Raw genomic sequence first — 25,260 nt, forward strand, 5'->3', positions numbered from 1 at the left:
GGACTCGCTACCTTCAAAACCATTACTTAAGGCTATCGCATAAGCAGAGGAACCATTTGATCCGGCAGCTCCAGTCTCACCTTGCTCGCCCTGTTCGCCTTTTAAGGACGATAACCACTCTGATTCACTACCTTCAAAGCCATTACTTACGGCTATTGCATAAGCGGATGACCCATCAATACCATTGGCTCCAGCAGCACCAGTCTCACCCTGTTCTCCTTGTTCACCCTGCTCACCAGTTTCGCCTTTTAATGACGATAACCACTCTGATTCACTACCTTCAAAACCATTACTTAAGGCTATTGCATAAGCAGAAGAACCATCTGATCCAGCAGCACCAGTCTCACCTTGTTCTCCCTGCTCACCTGTTTCACCTTTTAAAGATGATAACCACTCGGACTCACTGCCTTCAAAGCCATTACTTACGGCTATTGCATAAGCGGATGATCCATTTGATCCAGCGGCTCCAGTCTCACCTTGCTCACCCTTTTCACCCTGTTCTCCCTGCTCACCGGTTTCGCCTTTTAAAGATGATAACCACTCGGACTCACTGCCTTCAAAGCCATTACTTACGGCTATTGCATAAGCAGATGCTCCGTCTTCACCATCTTTTGCTTCTTTCAATGAAGTCACCCATTCTTCTTCTGTACCTTCAAAACCATTTATGAGTGCCAACTCATAGGCCGACAACCCTCTATCACCCTGTAAACTAGGCGTTGTATACCACGTACCATCACTAAAGTTAAATGTAAACTTACCATCTCCTTCATAGATAGTCGATACAATGCCAACTCCGTCTGCTCCATCTTCACCTTTTTCACCATCTATTCCATCTTCTCCATCAATTCCTTTTACAGTATTCCCTGCCCTTTCAGCATATAAAGCATATGGGACACTCATCATTTGTGATATTGTGGTAATAGAATAATCCTCACCACCATTAGGATCTATTTCTGATTTGATGTAATAGATATCGGCTCCCCAATCAATTTCGGAGAATGTTCCAATGACTTGACCACCATTGCCAACTGCCAACGTCAAGAGACCTGAAGTGTTGGTTGATGGAAAATGAATTTCACTGTAAACCGATGTACCAGAAATATCACCTTGAATGATGCTTATTCTGACACTTACATCTTGGCTTTTAATTAATTCTCCATCGGCATCTCGCACTACGGCTTGATAGCTCATATAATGTGGAACTTGGGCATAGGTCGCCCAACTTACCACAAGGAGGGTAAGTAGAATGTAGATTGATTTCATAGTTGATGTTATTGAGATGAATGTTAGGGATCTGATTTGCTTAATTCTTCACCACTTTAAAGGTTTTCACAACCGCACTTTCGTGAAAAACCTGTACTAGATATATACCGGACGGGTATGGTTCTAACGGAAGTTTAGACTCATACCTAAACTGATCTATTTTAAATAATTCTTTCCCTTCTGCAGTATGTAAAGAAGCACTTAGCATTTTAGGGGAAGGTGTTTTTAAAGTTAGAAAATGAGTAACAGGATTTGGAAATGCATTCATTTCTAAATCACTTGTTAAATCCCAATTTGAGGTTGGAAGTTTTATTTCTGAAATTTCATAGGGCTGTAAGACGCCTTCGTGTACAGTATAACTGAGGTTTTCACCCATTTGGACAAAAACTTGACCTACAGAAGTCGTTACACTATTCGTATTGTTTGATACTGTAGCACCAGATACATTGAGCGTCGATTGAGCTTGTAGAATCAGAGAAAATAAACAGAAAAAAACAGTAAGAGTAACATGAGTATATTTAATCATCATAGTAAAATAACCGTAGCTAATTTAGTAGAAAGTCTATTTCGGGTGCTCAAATATCCCCTTTTTAATATGAAAAAACAACATGCATACTAGTATTTTGAACTTTATTCCTCTACATCAAAATATTTTTATAACATCTTTATTAACTGTAATTTACATTTCTTAAATTGCCCTCGACTAAGAAGCGTGTTTAAAATCTCTACTTTATAAATACACACCCTTTCAAAATGATGATTTTTCCTCGTAATACTAAAACTGATCATTCATTTCTAAATATTACAGAGGACAAACCTACTCTAACATATCTCTGTTTTGTCTTATGAAACTTCTAACTAAAGTTGTTCTTTTCGTTGTTACTTTATCATGTGTTTTTTCTTGTATTGCTTTAGACGATGAATTTTTTCCAACAGTAAGCAATAATATTATTCCTGATAAAGTCTATTATTATTATGACTCTATTCACGTCAATGTGATGTTTAGAGATAATGCATTGATCCAAGAAACGAATGTAAAAGTAGCTTTACTAGAACAAAATGGGGGAGAAAGTAATACAGTTGCTTTTACCTTTGATAGCACCTATAGTAATGTTGCTACAAGATTAATGAAGTTTGATTCTACTTTTATTGTACCCTTGAATGCAGAAACTGGTAAATACCTATTAGAAACGACCAATAAGGATGCAAGTAATAATTACACAAAAGACACGACTTATTTTTACATAGATACTGATACCACCTCCCCTTCCATTGAGCAATTTTCGGTTCGATCTACAAATGAAAAAAATACCATTGATAATCAGTTTTGCAAAGGAGATGTTGTTGAAGTGAATGCTTTTGTAACGGATAATATAGAATTATATAGAGTAGGTGTTGCTTTTGATGAAGGTGAAACCATTTATTTTGATACAGAAGGTCGGTCAACAGGAATAGGTACTTTACTTCAAAATGAAATTTCGATACCAAGTGATATCAGCAATGGCTCTCATCAATTTAAATTATTGATTGAAGATATTTATGGTAATACGACAATGTTGAGCGAAGCCATCAGCATAGATTGTGAAAATGACCCTGCCGAACTTATTACAGTTGTGGAAGAGTCTGGTAAAGATGTTCCTTCTAATGGTATTATTCCTTTAAACCCTGGTGAACAATTCAACCTTACCAGTCTAATATTTGAAGATACAGGAGGTTTAGATTCTGCACGATTAGAAGTTACACGTTATCAAGGTGAGAATGATCCTATTGTAGAAACTCCAATCGATGTTGATTTAGAAGGTGCTATTGAAACGGATCTATCAGAGCTATTTATTGACTACCTTTCCTTTGGTTTCGATAAAATCGAGACAAATGAGGGTGACCTAATTGAAGTCAGTATTAAAATAAAAGATCTAAATCAGACTTGGGAAAATGCATCTTCTTTCAATTTTTCTCTACAATCTAAAAAGGATGAAAAGCCAGAAATAGTCGTTCATCACTTAGTCATCAATGGAGTGAATACTGAAGTGAATCCCGATGAGGAATACGACCTTACCGATCTACTTCTTGAAAATCAGAATTTGCAAATTGGAATTGATGGTGTTATCAACGAAGAGGTTGGATTGTCATCTGTTCGATACTCTTTTGAAAGTGATCATAGAAGTATCCAGTCTTTTGGAAGAATCATTAACTTATCAGAAGAAGAACTCACTCTCCCTGTATCTATAGAAGAAGTGATTGAAACCACCTTTCCCATCAACTATAATGAACACTTAGATGGAAAAATCACCTACAATCTTGAAATCACTGTTACAGATCTTAAAGGACAATCAGATAGCATTAATTTCATATTGAGTGCAGATTACTAAACTATTTATTGTTTTGAGTTTGAAAACCTCTTGCTTTAGCCCTAATTCTTGATAGTCAAAAAACTTATCAGGCTTGAAAGCAATGCTAATAACATTGCTATTATTACCACACCATCAAAAGACGATATAAAGGCTTCTTTATAAATTTGTTGGGCTTGAAGGACAATTTCTTTATCCAATGTCGAAGGTGGTTTTGCTGCCGTGAAATCTTCCGCTTCTTCAATCAATAATTCTTGAGCACTTTGTTCAATCCCCAAAGTTTCTACTTTTTCAATCACTTCACCTTTAAAAGAAAATAAAGCAAAAGCACCTAACAAAGCAATGGCCAAAACACTTGCTGCTCTTGCTACTGTATTGTTGATTCCTGATGCTACGCCGATATTAGCTTCATTCACAGACCCCATTACGGCCGTAGTAAGCGGGGCTACTACAATTCCCATCCCTATCCCAATCAATAAAAAAGGAAGCATAAATGTGCTCCAATAGGACGAAGCTCCCTCTGAAATTCCAATTAGAGTAAATGCAAAATACCCTACTGCTACGATCAACGGTCCAATAATCAAGGGTAAACGATAACCCTTTTGATCAATATATTTACCCATAAGTGGAGAAATAGTAGCAATACAAATAATAATAGGTAACATCGATAAACCTGCTTTTACTTCACTATATCCTTGAATTTGAATGAGATTTAAAGGCACAAAAAATAAAGCTCCACTCATTGCCATATACAGAAATAAAGTCATCAAATTCGCTCCTGTAAAGGTTTTGGATTGAAACAAAGAGAGTGGCATCATTGGATTTTGAATTCTTTTTTGACTGTAAGTAAAAATGATCAATGTGGTAACTCCTACCCCTACGCTAATTAAAATTACGGGGTGCTGAAAGCCCAAATCCGATGACTCTGTAAAACCAAATGTAACTCCTGCCAATCCTAAAGTCACTAAAACAGCTCCAACAATATCCAACTTTTGAGCACTACTATTTTTTGATTCTGGCACTTTGTAAAGTATGCCGAAAAACACAAAAATAGAAAGTGGAATATTCAAGAAGAAAATCACTCTCCAATACCCCATGCCTGCCAACCATCCTCCTAAAATAGGGCCTATGATTCCCATCAAGGCACTAAAAGTGGACCATAAACCAATTGCTTTTCCCCTGTTTTCATTATCAAAATGAGCTGACAATATGGATAAGCTGCCAGGGGTTAATAACGCTCCTCCTATTCCCTGAAAACCTCTAGCGACTAACAATTGGGAAGCATTTTGAGCCAATCCACATACCAAAGATGAAATGGAAAACAAGACTAATCCCATCAGAAAAATTCGGTTTCTCCCATAAAGATCTCCTAATGCCCCTCCTACCATTAATAAAGCTGAAAGAAAAAGGGCATAGCCATTGATCACCCATAGCAATTGTGTTCCTGTCAATTCCATCTCTTTTTGTAGCGCAGGCAAAGCGACATTCAGCGCAGAACCATCAATAAACACAAGGCTTGAAGCCATTATTGTAGTGAGTAATGTCCATTTTTGAGTTGTAGAATAGGAGCTCATAGTGTTGATTTGAAATTGATAAGAATGAAAAATAGCAATTGGAATAGATTGATGATCTATTGGGTAAATATTGTATACCCCGCTAAAGATAAAACTTATAAATTATATTAATAAAATTGAAAATGTTCGATCTATTTTACTTTATAAGTATATTAGTTGCAGCACATGTAAGTACTAGCCATCAGTAAACAAAAGACGTAATGGTAGTAAAAGATAGAGTGCAATATTTATCTTCACCTCCATTCCACTTTTTTAAACCTTTTGGCTTAGGTCATTATCCTTCTTAACTTTTATCAATGATTCACGAACTTAAAGATATCGTCTACTCTTCCTATTACGCTCAACAACAACAAATCAAAACTGTACTCATATCAGTAGTTGGCTTGAATGGTTCTTCCTACCGTAAACCGGGGGTAAGAATGTTACTTTGGGAAAATGATAAAATGATCGGTGCAATAAGTGGTGGGTGCGTTGAAAAAGAAATGATAAGACAAGCTCAAAGTGTTTTTAAAAGCGGTCATTCTAAGGTAATAGAATATGATGGACGCTTCCGATTAGGATGCGAAGGCGTATTAAAAATTCTGATTGAACCCTTTCATGTCAACCAAGAACAATTGGATCAATTTCAAATAGTTTTAGATAAAAGGGAAATCATTACGATAGAGAGTTATTACTCTGAACAGTCTTCCTTAATGGGCAAAAGTGGTTCTCTCATTTTTAGTCAAGAGGATTCAATCTATGGCAAACCCTTCACTTTCAATCTTTCATTTGAAAAATATCAACAAACGCTTTCTCCGGAGTTTCAACTCTTTATTTTCGGAGCAGAACATGATGCTAAGGCACTTTGTCAATTTGCAGCATTGACAGGATGGAATGTACAAATTATTGATACTTTAAAAGGAACGGCTGATGTCACTGATTTTTCTGGTGCAAAAAACTTGATCCGTTTGAATGAAGATGATATACACCAACTCTGCATTGATGAACATACAGCTATAGTGGTAATGACCCACAGTTTTGTCAAAGATTTGGCCTATCTATTACAGCTACATCAAAAAAAGTTCGCCTATTTGGGTGTATTGGGAGCGAAAAAGAGAATTGGAAAACTGATGGATCAGATGATAGAATTTAATCCTACCATTGACACTGAGTTTTTGGATGCTATTCATAGCCCTTGTGGTTTAGACATTGGAAGTATCACTCCTCAAGAAATTAGTATCTCTATAATTGCAGAGATCATCTCTGTTTGTAGAGGAAAAGTTCCAAATTCACTTTCATATAAAGCGTTGAACAATGCATAGAGCAGTTTTACTACTTTGTGCTGGAAATTCTAACAGATTAGGCAGACCAAAACAACTTTTGGAGTGGGATGGAAAAAGTATTTTAGAACACATTATCCATCAGGTACAACCTTTGGGGTTCCCTGTTTTTGGAGTGACTGGAGGGTATCAAGCTGAAATTGCTCCCGTCCTTCAAAAAAATAATATACAAGAATTCTTCTGTTCAGAATGGGAATTAGGAATGGGAGAAAGCATTCGGTTTGGCATTCAATCCATTTTGAAACAAAAACCGGATACACAAAAAATCATGATAGCACTAAGTGATATGCCTTTAGTGGGGACATCACATTTTGAAGCACTTTGGCATCAATCCAAAACTTCAAAAATTGTTATCAGTCAATTTCAAAAGGTGAAAGGAGTACCAGTCGTTTTTGATTGCTCTTTCTTTCCTGCACTGTTGCAACTCAGCGGAGATCAAGGGGCAAAACCATTGCTACAAAAACACTTTAATGAAGTGGACATTCTTTCCTCTGAGCAACCTTTTTTTGACGTTGACACTGAAAAAGATTATCAGAAGTTATTAACTTTTTCTTCGAACAAAAAATAAGACACAAAGAACAAACATTTATTATAAATAACTATGAAATTCGATTTAAAAATCAACAAAAAAAACTACTCTGTTGATGTAGAAGATGGCACACCTTTGCTTTGGGTGTTGAGAGATGAATTGGAATTAGTGGGAACAAAGTTTGGGTGCGGAATTGGTGAATGTGGAGCCTGTACTGTACATATTGATGGTAAAGCAGAACGCAGCTGTCAGCAAATGGTGGAGCTTGTAGAAGGGAAAGAAATCACTACTATTGAAGGACTTTCTGAAAACGGTGATCACCCAATACAAGAAGCTTGGGAAACCATTGATGTTCCACAATGTGGCTATTGTCAGAGTGGACAAATGATGACTGCATCTGCATTATTGATGAAAAACCCATCACCTTCCAATCAAGAAATCAGAATGGCAATGAATGGTAACATCTGCCGTTGTGCCTCTTATAATCGAATTGAAAAAGCCGTTGCTTTAGCAGCTGAGAAAATAAAATAACCATGAGCAATACATTCAACCGTAGAAATTTTCTGAAACTCTCACTTCTTGCAGGAGGAGGAATGCTAATTGGTATTGGCTGTAATGAAAGCAACGAGCAAGCTGCCAAAATGCCCGTTTCTATTGAAGATCTTGATTTCACAAGCTTCAATGCTTACATAGAAATGGCAACGAACGGTATGGTCAAAATTTACTCTCCAAACCCTGAAATTGGACAAGGTGTAAAAACGGCCATGCCCATGATTGTTGCTGAAGAATTAGATATTCCATGGGAAAAAGTACACGTAGCACAAGCACCATTAAGTAATGATTTTAACCGTCAGGTAGCTGGGGGTAGTCAATCAATACGTCAGAGTTTTCCTGGTTTAAGAAATGCAGGGGCGGCTGTAAAACTAATGTTTTTAACAGCGGCAGCTAAAAAATGGGGTGTTGAGGTCGAAAGTCTAAAAGCGTCACAAGGTGTGATTTCATCTAATGATGGAAAGAAAATCAATTATGAAGAAGTTATCACAGAAGCCGCTAAATTACCGATTCCTGAAAATGCCCCCCTCAAAAAAGTAGAAGATTTCACATTAATTGGCAAAGCCATTAATAATGTTGATATCAAACCTATTATTACAGGAAAGCCTCTTTATGGTGTCGATTATAAAGAAAAAGGCATGAAATACGCTGCGGTGGCACGCCCTCCATTTGGAGCTTCTTTAAAGTCAGTCGATGATACTGAAGCGAAAGCCGTCAAAGGGGTAGAACAAGTCATTCAGTTCAAGAATAAAGTGGCTGTAATCGCCAACAGTACTTGGGCTGCGTTCAAAGGAAAGTCAAAATTGAACATCGAATGGGGCAACCTCCAAGATGACGAAAATACAGATGTGTTTGATCAACAAATGAATCAATTACTCCGAAAAAACAAATTGGAGGAAAAAGTGAAAAGTGGAGACGTTGCGAAGGCTAGAAATGAGGCGGATCAAATCATTGAGAAAACCTATGAAGCACCTTTTTTACCGCATAGCACCATGGAACCTATGAACTTTTTTGCTGATGTAACAGATCAAAAAATAAGGTTAGTTGGTCCCACTCAAGTCCCTCGAAGTTCTGCAAATGTAGTGGCAAAACTTTTGGATAGAAATGTCGAAGATGTAACAGTCGAAATGACTAGAATGGGCGGTGGTTTTGGTAGAAGATTGAGCACTGACTTTGTAGAAGATGCCGCAATGGTTTCCCACCTTGCCAAAGCTCCTATCAAATTAATGTATACTCGTGAAGACGATATGGCGATTGGCCAATATAGACCAAAGGTGAAATATAAAATTACAGCATCCATCAAAAATGGTCAACTGACAAGCTATGAACTCAAAGAGGCCATTGTCAATAACCGAGGAATGAACAAAGGGATCGCTCGATTCTTCCCTTTTGGTGCAGTGGATCATTATTCCGCTACTTCTGCCAATGTCCCTTCTGATGTAACAACACTTTGGTGGAGAGCTCCTATTACAAACTTTTTAGGATTTGCCACTGAAAGTTTCATGGATGAATTAGCCATCACTTTACAAAAAGATCCTATTGATTTACGTTTGGAATTACTTGAAAAAGCAAAAGGGAAAAAGACGCCTTATAATGCTGAACGTATGCAAAAAACCATTCAATTGGTCAAAGAAAAATCGAATTGGGGAAAAGCGGAAAAAGGTATTTATCAAGGCTTTTCATGCTACTACAGTCACAATAGTTATGTAGCTGAAGTATGTGACATGGAAATAATTGATGGAAAACCTGTTGCCAAACGTTTCTATGCAAGTGTAGACTGTGGAATTGTTATCAATACTTCTGGTGCTAAAAATCAAATTGAAGGTGCCATTTTAGATGGTATTGGTCATGCCATGTATGGCAATATGGAATTGAAAGATGGTATAGCTCAATCTCAAAATTATGACAAATACAAGCTCATCCGAATGATGGATACTCCGGTCATAGAAACCTACTTTGTGGATAGCAATGAAGCTCCTACAGGACTGGGCGAGCCAGGTATGCCGCCTTCTGGTGCAGCTTATGCCAATGCTTATATGAAAGCCACCGGCAAGCGAATGTTGAAACAACCATTCTTCGGTTAAAAAATATACTGAAAAGGAAGAGGTCTTTAAAACGGTCTCTTCCTTTTGTCTTTTTGACCTCTCTCCAAAAATATTGCCTCCGAATTTTATTTAATTATTTCAAACCACTCTTCTATCTTATGGATAAGTGTAGTTACTTTGTATTTAGATGAAAGAGAACTATCAAAAGAAGTTTTCATTCCTATACATTTAAAAGTTCGAGGATTTAAATACAAATCGGTTTGATTTTAAGCATAGATACTTCCACTACTGTTTGTTCAGTAGCATTACATACATTAGAAGGTGCATTGGTTTCTTATTATGAACAACATATTGACAAATCTCACTCAGAGTATTTGGCTGTTATGATTCAGAATGTAACTGACAATGCAGGCATTGAAATGTCAGAGTTGAAAGCAGTAGCAGTCTCTGAAGGACCAGGTTCTTATACGGGATTAAGAATTGGAGCTTCTACGGCAAAAGGACTATGCTATACATTGGATATTCCGCTGATGGGTGTGAGTACTTTAGAATCTATGGCTTTACAAGTTTCTTATTCCACTGATGAAGGTGACTTGATCTGCCCAATGCTAGACGCTCGAAGAATGGAAGTATACACTGCTTTATATTCTTCAAAGATGGAAGAAAAACTTTCTCCTCAACCTATGATCATGGATGAGAACAGTTTATCAGAATACACAGATCGTTTGGTTTACTTTGGTAATGGTGCTGAAAAATGTGCTCCTCTATTTGAAGGAAGGTCTACTAAACTGATTCAAAATATTGTGCCTTCTGCTCAATACATTGGTGAGTTGGCCATTGAGCTTTACAAGAAAGAAGCCTTTAAGGATGTTGCGTATTGGGAACCTGAATATTTGAAGGAGTTCCAAGCTACAACTCCAAGAAAACGTTTATAATTCTACTTTTTACAGCTCATCCTCCGCTTTCATGTCTCTATTTGAAGAAAAACATCAATTCGCAGAAATCATTCTTCCTGTTCCTGTACCGAAGACCTTTTGCTATTTTATTTCCCCTGCTTGGGATTTAGAAGTAATGGTAGGTCAACGTGTCTTGGTGGAATTTGGTAATCGAAAGGTTTATACTGGAATTGTTGGAGAGATACATCAAAATAGACCTGAAGGATATGATCCCAAACCTATTCTTGAACTTTTAGAAGATACACCTTCTGTCACTCCAGATCAAATTAAACTTTGGAAATGGATTGCAGAATATTATATGTGTTCGATAGGGGATGTGATGAATATTGCACTACCTTCAGGCCTAAAACTGAGTAGTCAATCCTTTATTCAATTACACCCCAACTTCATTATAGATGATCATTTGGAATTGCTCACGGACCGTGAGTTTACTTTTCTAAAATTACTCGAAAAAGAACAAACTATACCTTATAGCAATGTAGGTTCAATATTGGAATTAAAGAACCCTTATAAAGCTGTAAAGGAATTGATTGCTAAGGAAGCTATTCTTTTAATCGAAAAAATTAAAGAAAAGTACAAGCCGAAGATGGAAAAAAGAATCCGTCTTCATCAGAGTTTAGTAGACAATACAGCACTTTTGGATGGCGTTTTTGAGATTATTGCCAAAAAAGCTAAACAAGAAGATGCTTTATTGAAATACCTCTCGATGGTACCGGTTTATGAAGATTCCATGACCAATTATCATGGTGTCAGCAAAAGAGAACTGATTCATGATAACAAACCTTTGTCGCCGAGTTCAGTAGGTACAATGACTAAAAATGGCATTTTTGAAGAGTTTGAAAGACAAGTTCCTCGATTTGAGTTGAGTATTGCGGATAAAATGATGCCTACACCTCAACTTTCTGAAGCTCAAAATGAATGCCTCCAAAAAGTAGTGGCTGGCCTCAATGAAAAAGGCACATGTTTGCTACACGGCGTTACTGGTAGTGGTAAAACGGAGATCTATCTACAGCTGATTCAAAACGTGATTGAAAATGGCTCACAAGCTTTATTTTTAATTCCTGAAATAGCACTAACGAGTCAATTAGTACGCCGTTTGAAAGTTTATTTTGGTGATGTACTGGGAATTTATCATTCAAAATTCTCTGACAATGAACGAGTAGAAACCTGGAAAGGTGTACAAGAAGGGCAGTATCAAGTGATTGTCGGCACTCGTGCTTCTTTATTTCTTCCATTTACTGATTTGGAATTAATTGTGGTTGATGAAGAACATGATTCTTCTTATAAATCACAAGATAAAATGCCAAGGTATCAAGGTAGAGATGTAGCAATGGTTCTGGCCCATCTTCATCATGCCAAAGTAATCTTGGGATCAGCCACTCCATCATTGGAATCTTTTTACTTAGCGGTCAAAAAGAAGTACGCTTACGCTGCCTTAAACGAAAGATACGGTGGTGCAAAACTTCCTGAAATCAAAATCATCGATATCAAAAAAATGCGGAAACAACGCAAAATGAAAGATGAGTTTTCGGATGATTTACTACAAGCCGTTCATCAAACCACAGAAGAAGGACATCAGGCTATTTTATTCCAAAACCGAAGAGGCTACTCTCCTTATGTCAGTTGTGAAACGTGTGGCTGGGTTCCGGAATGCCCTAGTTGCTCTGTAAATTTGACCTATCACATTTATAAAAATGAATTGAGATGTCACTATTGTGGTTATAAAGAACATGTACCTAAAACATGTGTCAACTGCGGAAGTACACACCTCAAAACCGTAGGGGTAGGTACACAAAAAATTGAGGAAAGCTTGAAGACTTACCTGACCGACCTGAGAGTGGGAAGAATGGATTTAGATTCTACAAGAAGAAAGCATAGCTATGAACAAATTCTCACTGACTTTGAACAAGGGCATCTTGATGTTTTAGTCGGCACACAAATGATCACCAAAGGTTTGGACTTTGGTAACGTACGAGTGGTAGGTATTTTGGATGCCGATCGTTTACTACATTTCCCTGATTTCAGGGCTCATGAGAGAGCATTCCAATTACTCACACAAGTAAGTGGTAGAGCCGGCAGAAGAGGCAAAGAAGGTACAGTGATTCTTCAAACGACAACGCCCGATGAAACTCTTTTTGCCAAAGTAGCAAGACATGATTATGCCAATTTCTACCGAAAAGAAATTCAAGAACGCCAACAATATCACTACCCACCTTTCACTCGATTAATCCGTCTCACGGTAAGGAGTGAAAAACAAGACCTTACAAGAGAGTCTGCCGAATGGTTAGCACAACGATTATCGCATTGGATTGGCGACAATCGAATCTTGGGACCACAAGAACCGATTATCAATAAAATCAGAAACTTTTACCTATCCGAGATTTTGATCAAGCTAGAACGTGAAAATTTCGATATCAAAAATGCTAAACGCTTGATTCAGCATGCTATTCAAAACTTGCATGAAGAAAAACTATTTAAGAGAGTTTGGGTGAATATTGATGTGGACCCTGCCTAGCACACTGTAAACTAAGTTTTCATTAATTAATATGATTACTTTTTTGGAGGAAATGATGCTGTATTGTGGTTCGCAAGGACGTTTTACTAAAACGTCCCTACAGAACTGCACTTTAAAAGATCATTATAAAACACTTTTCTTTTGATCTGTAATTAGACAATCATCTAGCAGTAAATTCCCCGGCCTTGAAGGGAAAACTACCAAACTAAAATGGTAGAAAACTCAATGGCGCGAATGTTAAGCGTCAACGTCATTCGTGTCCTTCAGATCATCAGAAATCTCCTGATTTCTAAACAATATAAATAACGAAAACTTAGTTTACAGTGCACTTAGACTGTCATACAATTAAAACTCTCTTATAAATTTATTTAGATCTTCTCCTTGCTCAAGATTGATTTTCTTTCTCAACCTGTACCTACTGGTATCTAAGCTTCTAGGGGTGATATTCATAAGGTTAGAAATCTCTCTATTGCTTAAATTAATACGGATAAATGAAAGTATTCTGATATCATTGGCAGTAAGTTTAGGATAAGATTCCGTGATTTTCTTGATAAAATCTTGTTGCACCTCAGAAAAAAGATTAGAGAATAAAACATCCTTTCTTTCTTGATGGATTTCCTCTTCAATCATGGCTGACCATTTATTGGATTCGTTGTTTCGCATCTTATCCAACCCTGCCTTCACCTTGCTCAAGAAAGTATCTTTTCTATTAATAATTTCCATGTACTGAAGTAGCTGTTCTTGCTTTAATTCCAATAGTTCTCTAGCGTTTTCTTGTTCAAGATTTTCCTTTTGAAGTTTCAATTTTTTCTTGTTGAAGTATCGATTAATTCTGAAGAAAATCATATTGATGAAAATGAGAAGAAGCGTAATAGGGAGAATAATCCAACTGGATTGATACCATACTTTTTCTACCTTAAATGCTAAGGTGGTCTCATTTATTTTTCCTTCATTAATTCTATTTTGAACGATTAGTGTATAATCCCCACCTGATAAATTGGATAAAATAAGACCTTCATCCCACAATGCCCATGAAGACCATTCTGTCTCATTCAAAAACTTATACCTGTACTCTACAATATCTGAAGTATACTTATCTGTAAATAATTTCAACTTCAGGTTATTGTCCTTTGCTGAAAATTGTAGCTCTTCAGAATTAAAAGGATAATAGTTTTTTTGATGTTCGGCACCTACTACTTCTATACTTGAAATCACTGGTTCATCGTTCCTTTCAAACTGTACTTGATGTTTCACTTTAAAATAAGTGACTCCTCTATCCGTCGCAATTCTCAATGTGTTATTTTGAATGTCTAGAAACTTATTCTCTACATTTAAATTTTTTCCAATCGGTTTTAAGAGGCTATTGTAAGAGTGAATATTTCCATCGGATAATAATTCCACCAACTTTACATCTCCATTTTGAACATAAGCCACAATATTTCGGTTTTCATTTTGGGTCAGCGCCTCAATATTTGCAGCATTTATACTCTTAAGCAGGGTACTGTTTGAATCAATAAACTTTCCATTTTGATATAACTTAAATTGTTCTCCATCAGAAAAGACAATTCCATTTTTTGTGTTATAAGCTTTTTTAATACCATAACAGACCTTTTTATCCATGGAAAAGTCAGGAGTCATCTTTAATTGTACAAGATCTGCTTCTTTTATATTGACCCAAATGCACCCATTTTCTTTGTCATTGATTAATTTCGCTTCCCCCCATAAATCGACTTCATTGACAAAGTAGTAATATCCTTCTTCCGTTTTGATGAAATTTTGTAAGCCTTTATAGGTTGATACAAGATAACGGTTAGAATTGCCGTATTGTACAATGTCAATTACCCCGGTATGATCCAAGATGGAAGCATACTTTTGACCGTCAAATTTCATCAATCCTCCGTTGTAGCAGATAAATAATTCATCATTGATCTTTTTCAAGTTCCAGACCTGTCCAAGCAGTTTTTCCTCCAGTTGAAAACCTTTATAATCCTTTGAAATATATAACCCTTTGTTCGTTGCTAAATATACTTTTCCTTTATAATCTGTCACCGAGTAAGTTGCTGCACCACTGAAAGGTTTAGAAATTGAACTTTGTAATTCCACCTTCGCTATTCCGTAATCCAATCCCAACCATACATTGCCCATTTTATCTCTCTTCATTGCTAAAACGGTATCGTCTGACAATCCATCTGCGGCACTTACATCATTAATAATATGATTGGACTGATCAAGCATCACAAAGCCCTCCGTTACCGTACCGATACAGTAATAATCGTTGTTGTATGAAATTGCTGAAAATAGAGCTTTCCCTTTTAAGTTAGACGGAAGGGATACCTCTACAAGGTCTTGTCCATCATATTGATAAAGGTGACCATCCAGAAGTAAAATATAAAGGTTTTGTCCTCTTTGAAATACTCTTCTTACTTCTTTATTGAAAAGTTCCTGAAACTGATGTTTTACATTTAATACATCATTAAAAACACATCCAATTTTGCCCGTTTTCATGACAGCCCACACCTGACCTTTCCATTTCGTAATCGTGCTAATTCCTTCAAAATAATCCAGGGTCTTAGTGATCTGACTTTTTACATTGTAGAGTATAAATTTATCTTCCAATTGAAAAATAATGTTTTCTCCATCAGACTCTATATTCCATACATGACGGTATTCTAAAATACCTAAACTATGAAAATTGAGACTGCCCTTTTCTTTTACATAATAACCGTATTCTCCTCCTCCAACCCATACTGTGTCTCCAATAACTTTCAATGATCGTATAGGTGTTTTTGAAGGTAGTGGAAATAAGGCCCATTCTCCATGGTTATATGTCAGAAGTCCATCGGTATTTCCAAAATACACAATGTCATCTTTATCAATATCAATTGCCCAATTTTGTCTTCCTGCATTGTAATCTGACTTACCAAAGCTTATGACGTTAGGAGTTGATACCTGACCTAAAGCGAATCGAGTAGATAAAAATAGCGTAAAATATAGTAATAGTTTATAATTCAATATTTGCATTGACCCAGTTAATAGAGCTTATAAAAAAGTAACCAATATTGGCCTGTATACCAGAGCTATAAAAATTGAGAGTTGCTTTTAAGTACAAAAAAATTAGGTATAAATTCTCTTTCAAGAAATTACTTCTTTCCTTATCGTCTCCACAAAAAGCTTATACTCTAGTATTTCATTTCATTCCATCAAAAAAGATATAGACTCGTCACCAATCTATACTCAAGCTATTTTAAGTAACAATTTCAATAATTCCAAATTATGTTACAACTAGAAGAAATAGCATTGAAATAACAATAAATACACTACCTCCTCTAGCTATTTTCATTATTGATATCTTTTCATGTTCGTTACTCTAAATACTTCTGATTGATCGGCAATCATTAATTTAAAATCTCCTTTCTCAAGGATTTTCTTTAAGTCTTCTCCCACAAAAGCAAGTTCTTCAGCTTTTAATTTGAAAGTAACCACTTTTGATTCTCCTGCCTTCAAGTTTATTTTCTCAAACTTTCTTAGGCGTTTATTATCAGGTGTAATCGAAGCATATAGGTCTTTTACATAAAGTTGTACTACTTCTTTTCCTTCTACACTTCCAGTATTTTTCACTTTTACCTGAACCATGACACTTTCATTCGGGTCTATCTCTTTTTTAGAAAGTAATAGATCAGAGTATTCAAACGTAGTATAACTCAACCCGAAGCCAAAGGGAAATTGAAAAGGTAAGGAAGAGTTATAATCATACATTCCTTCCATCTTTTCTTGTGCTTCTGATGGTTTGTGATCATAATTACCAAGTGCATTGGGATACATTGGGTAAGAATAAGGTAGTTTTCCACTTGGATTATGCTCCCCGATTAGAATACTTGCGAGTGCATCACCTCCATAATTACCTGGAAGGTAAATCTGCACAATTGCCTTCATCTCTACATTGAACTGAGAAATCAAACGTGGACGTCCCTCATTTAAGATTAAAACAACAGGTTTGCCCGTGGCTGCCATTGCTTCTGCCAATGCTCTTTGATTTTGGGAGATATACAAATCATGTAAATTGCCTACGGATTCAGTGTAGGAGTTTTCGCCTAAACACAAAAGAATAACATCACTGGATTTTGCCGCTTCAACCACAGCATCGATATCAATATTCATTTCCTCATGATATTGTCCGTAATGATTGTACTCTACTCCTGCAGCATAGGTCACATTTTCTTTTCCAAACTTGCTTTGTACTGCCTCATAGATAGTATTATAATCTTGTGCAAATTCTTCAACTTTTTCACCTTGCCAAGAGTATGTCCAGCCACCATTTAGCGTACGCATTGAATGTGCATTAGGACCAGTGACTAAAATTTTAGTTCCCATTTTTAATGGCAATAGATTCTCCTTATTTTTTAATAAAGTAATGGATTCTACTGCGGCATCATACGCTGCTTTTTCATGTGCTTTACTTCCAAAGTTAGGGTATTCATCAATACTTGGATAAGGCTTTTCGAACAAACCAAGGTGTAATTTAAGCTTGATAATTCTTTTAACGGCTTCATCAATCCGAGTCATCGATACTTCTCCTTCATTGACCAATTCGATCAGATACTCTGTAAACTTGAAATTGTAAGGAATCATAGACATATCAATTCCCGCATTGATGGCTTTTTTCACCGCCTCTTTTTGTGTATCAGCAACTTTATCCCTTTGATGTAAGTTTTCAATATCGGCCCAATCGGTCACCACTACTCCTTTAAAACCCAATTCATGGCGTAATAACTCGGTCAATAACTTATAGTCGGCATGAACAGGAGTGCCATTGATGATTCCCGAATTGATCATAATCGTGTGTGCTCCTGCATCAATTGCAGCTTTATAAGAAGGGAGGTAGTGCTCTCTCAATTCAATTTCTGGTAAATAAGCGGGAGTTCTGTCTTTTCCTGATTTCTCTGCCCCATATCCCAAAAAGTGTTTAATACAAGCTGCTACTTTATTTGGATTACTTAAGTCGTTATTAATGCCTTCATAACCATTAATTGCTGCTTCGCCCATTTGTGTTGTGAGGTATACGTCTTCACCGTATGTTTCCCATATACGAGGCCACAAGGCATTCCTTCCCATATCCAAAACAGGAGAGAAATTCCAAGGAATAGAGCTAGCCCTTGTTTCATAAGCTGTAATTTCAGCCCCTTTTCTCACCAACTCAGGATTCCAAGTTGCTGCCATTCCAATTTGTTGTGGAAAAAAAGTAGCACCTTCTGTATACGTAGTACCGTGCATGGCATCTACACCATACAAAACAGGAATTCCGATTTCATACATTGCTAAGTCTTGAATTTGGGAGATCACCTCATTCCACTTTTCCCTTGATCTCGCCTTATTGTTCGCTGTATTTAAAACTGAGCCAATTTTATATTTTATAATTGCCTCTTCCAAAAGCTTTTGATCCAATGTTATAGGTTCGTCACTTACATATACATTTTCACCTTTTGTAATCACATCTAAAGTAATTTGGGCCATCTGCCCTACTTTTTCTTCTAAGGTCAATTTTTGAAGAATTCTTTCTGCCTTTTTTTCAACAGAATCATTGCTATTAATAATTTCTGAAATGGGTTCCTTTCTCACTTGTTCTATTGCTTGTGTGATCGTAGTCTTCCAGAAAAAGAGAATCAATAGTATACCAGTAAAAGGAATAATCAGCTTCTTTTTCATGATATTTTTATTCATTGAATAGTAAAAAAGGTAGTTCTGAGCAAAAGCCCAGAACTACCGATGAATTAAGCATAAACGATGAATTAGTTGTATCCAGAGTTTTGTTTTAGTTCTGAATGTAAGTCTAGTTCATATTGAGGAATTGGTAAGAACCCTTTTTTAGAAGGATCGAACGTTACTTCAAAAATAGACGGATCTCCATTCGGAGAAACATCACCCGTGAAATTATACCCTTCTTTGCTGATGTATATATCATCTGTATCCGTTGGAGGTACTAACTGATAATTTTCTGTTGTCAATTCTGTTTCAGCAACAGACAAACCTCTTCTTAAGACATCAAAATAACGATGCCCTTCAAAAGCCAACTCCACACGACGCTCTTGATAGATATCCTCCAAAGAAACGCTTGTCAATGGATCTAATCCTGCTCTTTGACGAACAATATTTACATATTCTGTCGCTTTACCATTATTAGAATCCACGTACAATTCAGCCGCTAACAAATAGACATCCGCAAGACGTAAATAGTGGTAGTTTTGCCCCCAGTTCAAAGGCGTTTCCGAACTTGCTTTATTCCAGAAGTGCGTGGTGTACTTGTTTGCGTGCATTGAAGTAAACTGATAATTCAATTCATACGTCTTTCCTGTAAGATCAATAAGCTCTTTAGCATAGACAATCGTTGCCGCTTTTCGAGTATCACCTTCTTCAAACTGTGCTTCCAATTCTCTTGTTGGAGAAAAAATACCCCAACCTGGTGCGAAACGGGCACTCGAATGCTCTCTTGGCCCTGCCATTTGGCAAAAAATACTACCAAACGACCAATCTCCCCAGTGTCCAGAACCCGTATTTACAAATGTAATTTCAAAAATTGCTTCCTTTGAAAAGTTACCATTTTCATTGAATAAATCGGCATAATTTTCTTCCAAAGCATAATTACCGCTATTGATCACTTGTTCTGCATAATCAATGATTGCATCCTTTGTGATAGGGTTACTACCCACCACTGGCAAACTTTCTTGATTGTAGTAACCTGTATAAAACATGTATACTTTGACCAATTCAGCCATGGCTGCATACTTTGTCAATTGCCCCTCAAATTCAGGTTCCACTTCATCAGTCATGAAAGCGATACCCGTCAAAATATCCTTTGAAATTTGAGCATAAACATCTTTTGGATCAGCTTGTGTGATCGATGTCCAAGAGTCTCCTTCTAAAGGATCTAATATCAAAGGTATATTCTCAAAATAACGAACTAATTCAAAGTAGAAATGAGCACGTAAGAAAGTGGCTTCACCCAAAATTGTTTTTTCCAAATCACCATCCTTTGCTACAAAATTGATCTGGTCATAATTAGCTAAAAGTGTATTTGCTCTTTGAATGGCACCATAGCACTTGCTCCACTCTGCCAAAGCCGTTGCAGAATTGGTAAATGCTTCAAAGTTGCTTATTCGCTGTAATGAAAGCATGTCATTACCATCAGGAGATCCTCCAATATGAGCATCATCTCCTAATGCGGCCTCAAGAATTGGATTACTATTAGGAACGGTATTTTTATAATCTGATCTTAATTTTTCATACACCCCAAATAAAGCTTGTTGAGCTTCTTTTGAAGAAGAAAAATAAGTCTCAGCAGTTTGTGATTGTGTAGGCTCTACATCCAAAACGCTGTGGCAGGAAGTGACTGACATCATTGAAGCCATACCTGCAATTAATATATTTTTAAGTCTCATGATTCTGTTTTTTTTTAGAAAGCAATGTTTAATCCCAATAAGTATGATTTCGCTTGCGGATATGAACCGTAGTCATAGCCCGTCCAAATACCTCCATGTCCTACTTCAGGGTCCATTCCAGAGTATTCTGTAAATGTCAATAAGTTATTGGCTGAAACATAAACTCTTAGTTTGCTCATTCCTACTGCACTTGAATAGCGTTGAGGTAATGTATAACCAAGCTGAATATTTCTCAATCGTAAATAAGAAGCATCTTCAACATGTACCATATCGTTTAGACGGATAAAGTTTCTGTTATCATCCTCGTAAGAAAAAATTGGGAAACTATTCGTAGAACCTTCACCTGTCCATCTATCTAAATAACGTGTAGGATAGTTTTGTGCTTTTGTAAGGTCAATACGTTGATTACCATTGATCAACTTTCCACCTGCCTGACCTTGCCAGAACATTGCAAAATCAAAACCTTTGTACTCCATTCTGATATTTAAACCGTACATCCAAGAGTGAACGGGTGATCCAATATCTGTTCTATCATCGTTATCAATTACACCATCATCGTTCAGGTCTACAAAACGGATATCACCAGGAACAGCCTTATCATTGCTATCTTGATTGAACTTCTCATTATAAGCATCTGCTTCTGCTTGATTTTGAAGAATGCCATCAGTTTTCCATCCAAAGTAAAACGGCATTGCATGTTCTTCTTGAATCATCAGCTGCCCTTCACCAAAGTGCATAGAAGGTCCTGTAAATCGTCCATCTTCATTGGCTACTTCCACCATTTTATTGTCATTATAAGCAAAGTTACCCGTGATGTCGAAAGTTAATTCTCCTTTACGTTTAGAATAAGTCAATGCCACTTCTACACCTTGATTTGATACAGTCCCTAAGTTAAAAATAGGACCACCTACACCTGTAAATGCTGGTACTGGCTTAGTACCTAAAAGGTCTTTTCTTTGACGAGAATAAAGGTCTATGGATGCAGATAACATATCTCCAAAGAACCCTGCGTCTATACCCACATTAATCTCTTCAGCAGTTTCCCACTTTAGATCTGGATTTGGCATTCTTGTAATACCATAGCCAGAGTTCATATTTTGATTTTCTCCATTACCATAAGAATAAGGTGGTGTTTGGTCAAATAATTCCAAGTAACCGAAATCTCCAATTCTTTCATTACCTACTCTACCCCATGATGCTCTTAGCTTCAGGAAATTCACGGTCTCATTGTACTTTAAGAAATCTTCCTGAGTAAGAATCCAACCTGCTTGTACAGATGGGAAAAAGCCGAATTTGTTTGCTGCCCCAAACCTTGAAGAACCATCATAACGAGCAATTACTGAGAGTAAATATTTTTCTTTATAGTCATAAGAAGCTCTCCCAAAGTAGGAAACTAAGCCATGTTGTGCCATACCACCACTTGCTCCTTGTGTTTTGTCAGCTGTTCCGTTGTTGACCCATGCATAGTCCCAACCATTAATCTGTACATTTGTTCTAGCAGAAAAATTGTCTTCAGACTCCCATGTTCTCACAGTATTACCCACTAAGAAGCTCAACTTATGTTCATTTATTTTCTTATTGTATGAAATTACATTTTCCCATTGAAGTGTTGTGTATGCACCTTGAAATTGGTTGACCCTAGATGCATTTGAATAAGTGACATTATTAAAATAAGCTTCTGGAGAATATCCTCTTCCGTACCAGTTTCCAATATCCACCCCAAGATCTGTTTTAATTGACAAGCCTTCAATACCTGGCGTTAGTTCCAAAAACATATTCCCGATGAACTTATTATTTTTATTATTCTCATAAGTATTTTCAATACGAGCTAACGGATTAACTATCTCACGTAATGATTGATTTGAAATACCATAGAAATCACCATTACTGTTAGTGACAGGTAAAACGTCCATATTCTCATATTCCTCTATTTTGGAAGGATCTGATTCCAATACAGGAGTAAGCGGGTCATGTAAAAGAGCGTTTTGTAATACACTACCAAATTGGTTGTTCTCATTAATGCCCTGTGACTCTTCTCTCACAAAACTCACATTAGTGCCAATTCTAAAATACTCTGATAGTTTATGTGATGCATTTAAACGTACTGTAAAACGTTCGAACTGTGATTTTGCTGGTGCAACAATACCTTGCTGTCCAAAATAACCAATACTCGTCATGTAATTGGATTTCTCTGTTCCTCCAGAAAATTGTAAGTTATGGCTTTGAATTGGAGCAGCTTCAAAGATCTCATTTTGCCAATCTGTATCTACGGCATTATTTAAAATTTCATCTTCTGAAAATGGCATTAATGCGTTTCCATTTTTTGCTCCTTCATTATGAAACTCCATGTACTGTTGAGCATTCATTACAGGTACTTTTCTCCATGCTTCTTGAATACCATAGTAACCATCATAAGTTACCGTACTTACTCCTTCTTTCCCTTTTTTGGTGGTGACTAATACTACACCATTTGCACCTCTTGATCCATAAATCGCCGATGATGCCGCATCTTTCAACACCTCAATAGACTCAATATCCGATGGGTTCAAGAAATTAATGTTGTCAATTTGAATACCATCCACAACATACAATGGTGTGTTATCTCCGTTAGAACCTGTTCCTCTTACTCTAATATCAATACCCGCACCTGGCTGTCCTGATACTGGGGTTACTAATACCCCTGGCGTTTTACCTTGTAAAGATTGTGCTGCATTTTGTACTGGTACTTGTGTAATATCTTCAGATTTCACCGAAGCAATGGCACCAGTTACAACACTTTTCTTTTGGACTTGATATCCTACTACCACTACTTCATCCAACTGCTCAACATCTTCTTCTAAACTTACATCAATGGTCGTTTTATTATAGATTGAAACTGTTTTTTCTTTATATCCAATAAAAGTAAAAGTCAGTTCTGTTTCTGAAGGCTCTACCAGTATACTGAAATTACCTCCTAAATCTGTTATTGTTCCTTTTGTTATACCTTTAACTTTTACATTCACTCCCGGAATAGGAGCTTTCTGATTACTATCTATCACCTTTCCCGAAATCATACGAGACTCCTGCGAAAAAGCAATATTACTGATCAGTAGTAGACTCAAAATAAAGAGCTTATTCATTGTTTTCATTTGTATTAATTATTCATCTAAAAATTAGCTTTGTAAGAGCGTGTTTCTTTATAATTGAGCAGATAAATCAATATCTACCCTCTGTTTAGTGAGGTTGATAAACCAACTTTTTCACGTTTTCATTTCTTTGTGTGATGACATTGTGATCTATTTTGAATTGATAGATACTGATCAAAATGGTAATGATCAGCAACAAAAAATGATATGAATCCTGACTACAGGATGCTTTGAAAGAGGAGATGTTTTCTCTAGAAATCCCAAATATTAATGTGACAAACAGTAATACACATGAGATGGTATCTGCTGTTTTTAATGTTTTTAAAAAGTAGTTGTAAAGAGAGACCAAAGGGATGACGATAACAATAGGCAAAAGTACGATGTACTGATGCCATATATTCTCAAAATAATGGTTACCTAAACTTTGGTAGAGAAAAGCAGTCACAAACCATAATGCCACAAAATGTAGTAAATGAAATTGTCTAATATTGCATTTATAAATGTTTGGAATGATAGTTAAAATAAGGGTAATATGGAAGATTACCAGCATATTATGAATAAGTAAAACCTGTTGATATTCTACTTCAAATAAATGTTGAATACTATAAATATTACTCGATAAGAATAAGGTGAATAGACCTAATAAGAAGACAAAAAATAACACCTTCTTTTTATCAATGACGATGCTCCAGACCACTGAAACAAGGAATAAAATTCCTAACACTCCATATTTTAAACCTGATAAAAAGTGTAGCTCATTACTTGTCTTAAAAAAGGCATCATCACTTACCAATTGAAACGACAGTTCTTTGTTATAGGAATTAGTAAAATGTAAATACAAATCCACCACGGTGTGTTCTTTAATACTATTAAGCTTGTCTAATAAGAAAACCGAATGCTCCTTAAACAATGAAGAGTATAAAGTTTGAACGGTGGATAGATTAGTAATAAAGAATGTTGAATCACTTTGAGTTTTACCGTACACTTCAAGATCTGAATGATTATGATTTAACTCAAAAAGCCAATTACGCCCCCTCAAAAATGAGGTTTTCAATGTGATTTTTACCCAATACTCTTTACGTTCTCTTAATGAATTTTCTTTAGAATAGACTTCAAAATGATCAGGATATTCTTTAATGACTTCTTGTAAAGAATAGGACTGATCCGTGTTGAAGATTGCTACTTCTTGATCCAAGATTTGATAATGATCAGAAAAAGAAGAAGGATGAATAACCTTGCTTTGCATTCCAGCTACACAAAGTGGAAACAGTAAAACAATACCATAAAATACAATAAGTTTAAAAATATAATTCATCCTTCTCTTCATAACGCTAATTCTAATTGTTCATTTCAACTGCACATCTCATTGCTGAGACTACAGCTGATTTAGTTATACACATCTATTCAAATCCATTTCTTATAATACAATTGTCCATTTTACATAAATTGTAATGTCTTCTGAATTGAAATGTTATCAAAACTTCTTCTGTCATACATTTGTCCTAAATCAACAGTTATCCATTGGTTATCTGCATGATTACTTTCCCATCTTGAACCCGTATTATTATTTGATATTCATTTCATTCCGAACCATTGTTTCC

General features: G+C 36.3%; 15 protein-coding genes and 1 pseudogene. 7 read left to right on the forward strand and 9 right to left on the reverse strand.

The genetic code is table 11. The features are described from left to right. Together PL77_RS30590 and PL77_RS14235 are read right to left on the reverse strand one after the other, a co-directional pair. Positions 1-1,263: pseudogene (locus PL77_RS30590) on the reverse strand (collagen-like protein); the annotation flags it as partial. Between the two features lie 40 nt (positions 1,264-1,303). Continuing rightward, a complete protein-coding gene (locus PL77_RS14235) occupies positions 1,304-1,792 on the reverse strand; it encodes a T9SS type A sorting domain-containing protein (protein ID WP_044206508.1) in 489 nt (162 codons plus the stop codon). A gap of 316 nt (positions 1,793-2,108) precedes the next feature. Between PL77_RS14235 and PL77_RS14240 the strand changes: the two genes are divergently transcribed. Beyond that, positions 2,109-3,632, forward strand: coding sequence for an Ig-like domain repeat protein (locus PL77_RS14240; RefSeq protein ID WP_044206509.1), 1,524 nt, complete (start codon positions 2,109-2,111; stop codon positions 3,630-3,632). A gap of 41 nt (positions 3,633-3,673) precedes the next feature. Here the strand turns inward: PL77_RS14240 and PL77_RS14245 are convergent, their stop codons facing one another. Continuing rightward, a complete protein-coding gene (locus PL77_RS14245) occupies positions 3,674-5,185 on the reverse strand; it encodes an MFS transporter (RefSeq protein ID WP_044206511.1) in 1,512 nt (503 codons plus the stop codon). 296 nt (positions 5,186-5,481) lie between these two features. Here PL77_RS14245 and PL77_RS14250 point away from each other — a divergent pair, with 296 nt between their 5' ends. The 6 genes from PL77_RS14250 to priA all read left to right on the forward strand — a co-directional run bounded on the left by PL77_RS14250 (position 5,482) and on the right by priA (position 13,101). Beyond that, positions 5,482-6,486, forward strand: a complete 1,005-nt coding sequence (locus PL77_RS14250) for an XdhC family protein (RefSeq protein WP_044206513.1) — start codon at positions 5,482-5,484, stop codon at positions 6,484-6,486. Beyond that, positions 6,479-7,072 carry an NTP transferase domain-containing protein gene (locus PL77_RS14255; RefSeq protein WP_044206514.1) on the forward strand — a complete coding sequence of 198 codons (594 nt, stop codon included), beginning with the start codon at positions 6,479-6,481 and terminating at the stop codon, positions 7,070-7,072. The genes PL77_RS14250 and PL77_RS14255 overlap by 8 nt, the downstream gene beginning before the upstream one ends. A 33-nt stretch (positions 7,073-7,105) precedes the next feature. Next, complete coding sequence (locus tag PL77_RS14260) at positions 7,106-7,564, forward strand: (2Fe-2S)-binding protein (RefSeq protein WP_044206516.1); 459 nt, start codon at positions 7,106-7,108, stop codon at positions 7,562-7,564. Positions 7,565-7,566: 2 nt separating this feature from the next. Continuing rightward, on the forward strand, positions 7,567-9,669 hold the full coding sequence (locus PL77_RS14265) for a molybdopterin cofactor-binding domain-containing protein (RefSeq protein WP_044206517.1): 2,103 nt from the start codon (positions 7,567-7,569) through the stop codon (positions 9,667-9,669). Positions 9,670-9,890: 221 nt separating this feature from the next. Then, on the forward strand, positions 9,891-10,565 hold the full coding sequence (tsaB, locus tag PL77_RS14270; protein ID WP_371199222.1) for a tRNA (adenosine(37)-N6)-threonylcarbamoyltransferase complex dimerization subunit type 1 TsaB: 675 nt from the start codon (positions 9,891-9,893) through the stop codon (positions 10,563-10,565). Between the two features lie 31 nt (positions 10,566-10,596). Continuing rightward, positions 10,597-13,101 (forward strand): primosomal protein N', encoded by a 2,505-nt coding sequence (gene priA, locus PL77_RS14275; protein ID WP_044206521.1) that lies wholly within the window; start codon positions 10,597-10,599, stop codon positions 13,099-13,101. Between the two features lie 345 nt (positions 13,102-13,446). On the opposite strand, the gene PL77_RS14280 is transcribed toward priA, so the two are convergent. The 6 genes from PL77_RS14280 to PL77_RS32545 form a co-directional block, all read right to left on the reverse strand. Next, positions 13,447-16,122, reverse strand: a complete 2,676-nt coding sequence (locus PL77_RS14280) for a hypothetical protein (protein WP_044206523.1) — start codon at positions 16,120-16,122, stop codon at positions 13,447-13,449. A 318-nt stretch (positions 16,123-16,440) separates the two neighbouring features. Continuing rightward, a complete protein-coding gene (locus PL77_RS14285) occupies positions 16,441-18,804 on the reverse strand; it encodes a glycoside hydrolase family 3 N-terminal domain-containing protein (RefSeq protein WP_052444435.1) in 2,364 nt (787 codons plus the stop codon). Positions 18,805-18,887: 83 nt separating this feature from the next. After that, positions 18,888-20,534, reverse strand: coding sequence for a RagB/SusD family nutrient uptake outer membrane protein (locus PL77_RS14290; RefSeq protein WP_044206526.1), 1,647 nt, complete (start codon positions 20,532-20,534; stop codon positions 18,888-18,890). A 14-nt stretch (positions 20,535-20,548) separates the two neighbouring features. After that, entirely contained in the window at positions 20,549-23,653 is a 3,105-nt protein-coding gene (locus tag PL77_RS14295; protein WP_044206694.1) for a TonB-dependent receptor, read from the reverse strand. Between the two features lie 94 nt (positions 23,654-23,747). After that, positions 23,748-24,974, reverse strand: coding sequence for a hypothetical protein (locus tag PL77_RS14300; protein ID WP_044206529.1), 1,227 nt, complete (start codon positions 24,972-24,974; stop codon positions 23,748-23,750). 122 nt (positions 24,975-25,096) lie between these two features. Next, a complete protein-coding gene (locus PL77_RS32545; RefSeq protein WP_371199224.1) occupies positions 25,097-25,234 on the reverse strand; it encodes a hypothetical protein in 138 nt (45 codons plus the stop codon). Between the last annotated feature and the right edge of the window lie 26 nt (positions 25,235-25,260).

It is taken from the genome of Flammeovirga sp. OC4 (genome assembly GCF_000812565.1).
In the GTDB taxonomy this organism is placed as follows: Bacteria; Bacteroidota; Bacteroidia; order Cytophagales; family Flammeovirgaceae; genus Flammeovirga.